The sequence below is a fragment of the Edaphobacter aggregans DSM 19364 genome (genome assembly GCF_000745965.1).
GTDB lineage: Bacteria > Acidobacteriota > Terriglobia > Terriglobales > Acidobacteriaceae > Edaphobacter > Edaphobacter aggregans.
In genome coordinates this window covers 1-6,660 of the sequence record NZ_JQKI01000212.1, presented here as the reverse complement: position 1 = coordinate 6,660, position 6,660 = coordinate 1, and the positions used below count along the sequence as shown (strand labels likewise).

Here is a 6,660-nt window from a genome sequence, read left to right as displayed (position 1 = left end):
CGCAGGAACTCGATGGCGGAGTCCTGCTCGAACTGGAAGCGCTGGCGGATCGAACTGGAGGTGTCCAGCATGATTCCGACGCGGAGGGGAAGATTGGTCTGCTGCGTAAAGGTGAGGACTGCGACCGGGGGGTGGCCGTCGTCGAGCAGACCGAAGTTCTCGCGTTTGAGGCCGGTGATGAAGCGACCTTTTTTGTCGGTGACGGTGAAGATGAGGTTTACTTCGTTAGCCTGAACTTTGATGGTGGTGATGGGCCAGCCGGGGGACGGTGTCGCGGAGTCAGGGATTTGAGCGGGAGGTGGGGTAGGCACGGACTGCGGAGCGGCGCGGGATTGTGGCTGGATGGTTCGCTGCGACGCTGGGGACAGAGCTTGCATGGTGGGCGAGGTTTGCTGAGCGACGATATTCGTTTCCGGAGCACATGAGGCATGGGCGCTGGCGGGCATGGTACTGAGAAGGAGAGTGATGACAGCGGTAAAGGCTGCGAGGTTCGGTTGTGCAGGCCGGTTGCGAGAGGAGGCTGTCACGCGGTTGATTCTACCGAATCGATGGGTAGAATTGACGTTCTCCCGACAACGCTATTGGTTCAAGTGGAGTTTTCTCGTGCTGGCCCACCAAATCAGTATTCTTCACTCAGGTCGTTTCCCGGATTCGGTCTTCGGCCGCAACGCCCGATCGCTCGATCAGGCGTTGGCTATTCTGTCCGCTTCCAGGTTATTCGATCCAGATAACTCAGCAAGGGCTTTACCTACCTTGTCGAAGTTGCAGTGGCCAGTCTGAGTTATAGGTACCAAGGAATGTTGATTACCATGATGCGCTGATTCCCGCGTACAAGAAGAAGCAGCTTCAGCAGTTGAGCCCGCTGGTTGTGGAGCGGAGTCTCCCACCAGTGTTTGACGACAAGCTCGGGAACGAGGACAGCGATCTGACGATCTGGATGCTCGCTCTCGACCTTCAGGATGTACTCGACGAGTGGCGCTATGACGAAGCGGTAGGGTGAAGAGAGAAGAATGAGTTCGGGGACGGTCTTGCCCGACGAGCGCAAGGGCGCAGCAACATCTTGTCGCCACATCTGTCGCACCTCGTCGCAGCACTCCTCAGCGTCAACGTGGACGGCTTGAACCTGATCGCTGATCTTCAAAGCGAAGCGCAGGCCCTTTTCGGTAATGCGAGACCAGCGATCGAGGGGACGATGACCAGAGGTTCGACGAGGTTTTCGACTCGCATAGGGCAGTCGACAGCGATCTGGCGTGCGACACGATCGTAAAGCAATGCCGACGAGAAACACCATGAGCAGAACAATGATGATGGTGAGCGTCCGCTTGGCGTTCTTCTGCGTAGGCTCGCGGAAGGCGTTGACTCCGTTCGAGACAGCCTCGACTCCGGTCATGGCGGTGCATCCGCTGGCGAAGACCTTGGCCAGAAGCCAGAGGGAGAGCATCGACGCGCTGACGGGAAGGTGTGGAGGCTCGAAGAGCGGGACAGGATGACCACCGGCGGCGAAAGCGCGCACCGCTCCCACAAGGATCACAAGCAGCAGCGTGCCGACGAACAGGTAGGTTGGGATGAGGAAGACGGTACCGGTGTCCTTAACTCCGCGGACGTTGATAAGAGTGAGGATGAGCAGGATGGCGAGGCAGAGCGCGAGCGTGTGGGGCCGGAGCACCGGAAGGGCTGAGACCAACGCCCCAACCCCTGCGGAAATACCGACGGCTGCGTTGAGGATGTAGTCGATCATCAGCGCCGCAGCGGCTAGCAGGCCGGCGTTCGCGCCAAGGTTCTCAGACGCGACCGTGTAGCTGCCGCCACCGTGGGGGTAGGCGTCGATGGTCTGCAGGTAAGAGATGAAGACGATGACGAGCAGGCCGAGGATGGCGAAGCTGATGGGTACGATGTGCTGAATGCCCGCCAGGCCAAGTGGAATGAGAAGTGTTAGAGCAGCCTCAGGGCCATAGGCGGCTGAGCTGAGAGCATCAAGGCCGAAGACGGGAATGCCGACGATGGGACCGATGTGTTCAGCGCGTTCTTCAGAGGTTGCGAGCGGCTTACCGACGACAAGGTCGAAGAACGACATGCGTGCTCTTTCGGTCGGCTAGGAGGGTTGGGCGAACATGGAATAAAGGTTAATTCAAGAACGCATAAACAAATCGTAAAGATATAGAAATTCCGTTTCGTGCTGAGACACTGGTGTTCGGATGCGGTGTTTCCAGGAAGTACCTTGAATAGGGCGCCATATGGAGTTGGGCCTGTTGGAGAATGCGTGAGGAGATTCGCGGTAGTTGGAATTATCGGTATTTCGGTCATAGCAGTGTGTTGCGCCAAGGCGCAGCAGGTTCCGAACGCGCCAGCGGCGGCGAATAGCACACGGAACTTCTTTGGACGGTGGATAGAGTTTTATCGTGAGGATTGGAAGGGCACTGCAGCGGTTGGGCCGGCAGCGGCGCGACGAGGGCTGCCTTCGCCGTTGAGTTCACCGCCGTTCCCCAACTCGGACTGGTCGTACGGTGGATCGCCGACAATTGGAGAGGCAGATGGGAATGTGTATCCTCTGCAGACCGCGATCAATGGAGCAACGGGGCGGACAAAGGTCTATGGGTGGATCGAACCGACGGCGAACGTAACGACATCGCGCGACAGGAACTACCCGGAGACGAACGATATCTATTCGAATCGCGTAGAGCTGGGACAGGCGGTGGTGTATGTCGAGCGGCTGCCGGATTCGGTGCAGCGGGACCATGTCGACTGGGGATTTCATCTGACGGGGTTCTTTGGGACAGACTACCGGTCGACGACGAACAAGGGGTACTTCAGTAGCCAGTTGCTGGATCACGACAGGCAGTATGGGTTCGACCCGGTGTTGGAGTACGCGGACGTGTACTTTCCCCATGTGGCAAAGGGCATGAATGTGCGGGTGGGGAGGTTTATCTCCATCCCGGGGATTGAAGCGCAGTTGACGCCGAACAACTACATCTTCAGCCACTCGCTACTGTATGCCGTGGATCCGTTTACCGACACGGGCGTGCTGGCGACGATCCAGTCGAATGATCGGTGGGTGGTGCAGGTCGGGGTTTCGGGTAGTCATGATGTGGCGCTATGGACCGAGGATGCCAAGCCATCGTTCATTGGGTGTGTGAGCTATACGACGGAGAGCGTGAATGACAACTTCTACCTGTGCGCAAATGGAATCAATGACGGCAAGTATGCGTTCAACAATCTGCAGATGTATGACGGCACCTGGTATCACAAGTTCGGGAGCACTTGGCATATGGCAACAGAGATGTATGCGATGTACCAGAGGGATGTGCCAAGTGTGAACGGGTCGATCGCGCCGGAAAAAGGAACAAACGGCGCGAATTGCAGGGCAGGCCTGCAGACATGTCTGGCGCCGGAGTGGGCGATGGTGAACTACATCAACAAACAGCTTTCGCCGCACGACTTCGTGTCGTTTCGTAGTGATTTCTTGAATGACAAGAAGGGCCAGCGGACGGGGTATGCGACGAAGTACAGCGAGGCCACGCTGATGCTGAGCCACTGGGTTGGGTCTACGGTACAGATAAGGCCGGAGATACGGTTCGATCATGCCTGGGATCGCAGGGCCTATGACAAGGGGACGCGGACGAATCAGTTTACGTTCGCATCGGATATGATCTTTCACTTCTAAGGTATGCGCCATTCTTGCACGACGATCTTGACCCATGAATGTTGTGAAGTTGTGCGCCTCGACTCTCGACATGTGAAAAACTGAATCTGCGTGTGTGGATGATACCCGTCATCGGTTGCTTTGCCTGATCACCGCAGCTAGTTTCCTGGTCGATCAGCATCGCACCATCACCCCGCCGCATGGCGTGGAAATGTATCCTCGACAGCGACACACTGGGAATCTTCAGTATCCTCACGTCGAAGTGGCTGGTTTTTGGTTCAGGGACGACCCACATTTCGAAGAGCAGCGTCCTGAAGCGGATGGACTGTCCTGTCGTGTATGTCGGAGACCCCTATCAACAGATCTATGAATGGCGGGGAGCGGTGAACGCGATGGCCCAGGTATCGACACCTCACCATGTTCTCCTTTCCCAGTCGTACCGGTTCGGCCCCGCAATTGCCACCGCTGCAACTGCAATTCTTCGCTCACTCGGAGCGAAGCATCCGGTGCGAGGATTGGAAGCGATCCAGTCCCATCTCGCTGTGGTCCATCCTCAGGTCATTCTGTCCCGCACCAACGCCGGCGTCATCGGAATGTTCTGAAGTGCCTCTCCTGCAGGATGCCTTGTCATGTTCTTGGCGGAGCCAGTGGTCTGGAGATGTTGTTGACCGATGTCCGTCGCGTCAAACAGGGACAAGCGGGACAATCGCCTGAATTACTGGGCTTCGCTACTTGGAAGGACGTTATGTCATTCAGCACCCGCACCGAGGGGGAATACCTCCGTGGTCTGGTCAACCTCGTCCAGGAGTACGGGGAAGAAACGATGCTCAGGGCGATCGCGGGTTGTGTTCCCAACGAGGGGGATGCCCGGATCATCTGCTCAACGACACATAAAGCGAAAGGCAGAGAGTGGGGGTACGTCGAAATCGATCCCGATTTCCTCTCCGCGCGTCCACCATCGACACGTTCCGATCACCAGGAATCCGTCGCGGCGGAGCTGCGACTCCTCTATGTTGCCGTGACGCGCGCAAAGTATGCAGTCGACCTACCGCAGAGCCTACTCAGGCGTTTCGGACTGAACCGAACGACGAGTGAGGTCGTCGGCCGCTCCATCTATGGCCGAGGCCATCGTCGACAACGGTCCCACCTCGGAAGATCCACGCCTGTCCGGTGTAGTGTCTCCTTATCATTCGCCTGTTAAGGGAGAGTCGCGAGACATGGCATCGCTGCGGCGGATCTTCGGCTGAACGTGCCGCTACTCACCTGCTGGGGAAGGCTGAGGGCGGCAGTTCTAGTCGAAGGTCGGACAGAATAGCGCAATAGAGTAGATAATTAGGGAATTTCAACACCGTACTCTTTGATATGCGCCGCTTTGAGCTTTTCGAGATCCACGATCATCGTTGGTGCCCCGCTATTTTGCGGAATCTATTCACTGATGCGCTCCAGGCCATCTGGATGATGTTCGACTCCTATCGGCCAATCGTTCCGCTGCTTCGTCAGGCATTAGAAGAATCTGGAACAAATCACGTGATCGACCTTTGCTCCGGTGCAGGCGGACCTTGGTTGCAATTGGCGCGCAATTTCGAGGAGGAACAGGCTTACAAGATAACCGTCCTGCTAACCGATCTTCACCCCAATACCGAAGGGTTTGAGCGGGCCAGTTCTGAATGTAAGTATGTGAACTTTTACGCACAGCCTGTCTCGGCGCTAGAGGTGCCTGCGCACTTCAGCGGATTCCGAACCATATTTTCCTCGTTTCATCATTTTTCACCCAACGATGCGCGAAGAATACTCTGTGATGCAGCAACGCATCGCCAGGGAATTGCTATCTTTGAGGGCGCAAAGAGAGATATGAGAGTCATGCTCGCGATCTGCTTTCTTCCCATGGTCGCTCTGCTTATTACGCCAGCGATTCGGCCTTTCCGCTGGCCACGAATTATCTGGACCTATGTCATACCACTTGTTCCGTTTATGCTCTGGTTTGACGGCCTCATGTCATGCCTACGTGCTTACTCGAAGGATGAGCTATTCCAGATGTCAAAGCGGTTACGAGTGAAGGACTATCACTGGCAAGCGGGAACGAAGAGGAATGGCTTTGTACCGATTACTTATTTGATTGGCTATCCAAAGAGAACTGAGTAACGTTTCCGTAGTTGCCGATAAATGAGATGAGAAGGATCTTCAAAACATTTTACGACGGGGAAGGAAACTCCGGGTTTGGTGGCTTCGGCTACTTTGATACGGCCGATCGTCAGTATTACCTGTTCACTCCGCCCGAAGTGGTCGATTGCGCCATTTCGGCCATCCGTGTAGAACCCGATGCGGTCTGGATTAGTATTCTTCATGCTGGCGAATGGGGCGACTCGCCAACACCGCAAGACGCACGCTGTACGCAAATATGACTTGCCGGACGACGTGAATGGATTCGTCGCATCTGGGAACCGCTTACTGGCGTACACGAGGTCGGGTATTGCGATAATCGAAGACGATCAGACGACTCGATATTTCGTTGACCGCACCACCGACGGCCGCCTGCGACTTGCACAAGCGACTCATTGAAATCGAATCCATCGAATCCGCGGACTCGTCTTCCCACCTCAGCTCCCAAACGGAATTCCCATGGTCTTCAAAGTTCAATTGTGGGTGTATTACCGGCTAACCGGAAGTAATACCGAAATGCCTGAAAGTCAGCTTATCGGCAACTTCAGTTTTGAACTTTCTCAAATGTATGGTCCGCCGTTCCTCGCTGGCTAGTTCTTAAGAACCTAGCCTAGCCGTAGTTGCTCTACGGAGCTTGCCAATCAGTTCCGGGCATAATCCTCTTCATGAACTCGTCGAAGAGGGGCACCGTGAAGGCCGTATCGCCGTGATTTGGACTCCAGATCATACCTTTGATTATCAAACTCGCCCGAAGGGGTCCTAAGGAGTTTGTGGGCTTCTTGAGGATTATGGCGATATCACCTGAGCGATGAGGTCCAGGACCGAGCTCCGCCATAGCACGCAGATAGTGCTTTTCCTTA

The 6,660-nt window shown here is 55.7% G+C and carries 6 protein-coding genes and 2 pseudogenes; 5 read left to right on the top strand and 3 right to left on the bottom strand.

Annotated elements, in window-relative coordinates:
* Positions 1-527, bottom strand: a pseudogene (locus Q363_RS44970) (VWA domain-containing protein); the annotation flags it as partial.
* Positions 528-781: 254 nt separating this feature from the next.
* On the bottom strand, positions 782-2,074 hold the full coding sequence (locus tag Q363_RS29665; protein ID WP_051979526.1) for an APC family permease: 1,293 nt from the start codon (positions 2,072-2,074) through the stop codon (positions 782-784).
* 186 nt (positions 2,075-2,260) lie between these two features.
* Here Q363_RS29665 and Q363_RS29660 point away from each other — a divergent pair, with 186 nt between their 5' ends.
* The 5 genes from Q363_RS29660 (at position 2,261) to Q363_RS29645 (ending at position 6,042) form a co-directional block, all read left to right on the top strand.
* Complete coding sequence (locus Q363_RS29660; RefSeq protein ID WP_035357908.1) at positions 2,261-3,661, top strand: outer membrane beta-barrel protein; 1,401 nt, start codon at positions 2,261-2,263, stop codon at positions 3,659-3,661.
* Between the two features lie 179 nt (positions 3,662-3,840).
* Positions 3,841-4,242 carry a hypothetical protein gene (locus Q363_RS42430; RefSeq protein ID WP_051979525.1) on the top strand — a complete coding sequence of 134 codons (402 nt, stop codon included), beginning with the start codon at positions 3,841-3,843 and terminating at the stop codon, positions 4,240-4,242.
* 17 nt (positions 4,243-4,259) lie between these two features.
* Positions 4,260-4,841, top strand: coding sequence for an ATP-binding domain-containing protein (locus Q363_RS47165; RefSeq protein ID WP_425387809.1), 582 nt, complete (start codon positions 4,260-4,262; stop codon positions 4,839-4,841).
* 161 nt (positions 4,842-5,002) lie between these two features.
* A complete protein-coding gene (locus Q363_RS29650) occupies positions 5,003-5,782 on the top strand; it encodes a class I SAM-dependent methyltransferase (RefSeq protein WP_035357906.1) in 780 nt (259 codons plus the stop codon).
* 26 nt (positions 5,783-5,808) lie between these two features.
* Complete coding sequence (locus Q363_RS29645) at positions 5,809-6,042, top strand: hypothetical protein (protein WP_035357905.1); 234 nt, start codon at positions 5,809-5,811, stop codon at positions 6,040-6,042.
* Positions 6,043-6,425: 383 nt separating this feature from the next.
* Here the strand turns inward: Q363_RS29645 and Q363_RS29640 are convergent.
* A pseudogene (locus tag Q363_RS29640) lies at positions 6,426-6,660 on the bottom strand (ATP-binding protein); the annotation flags it as partial.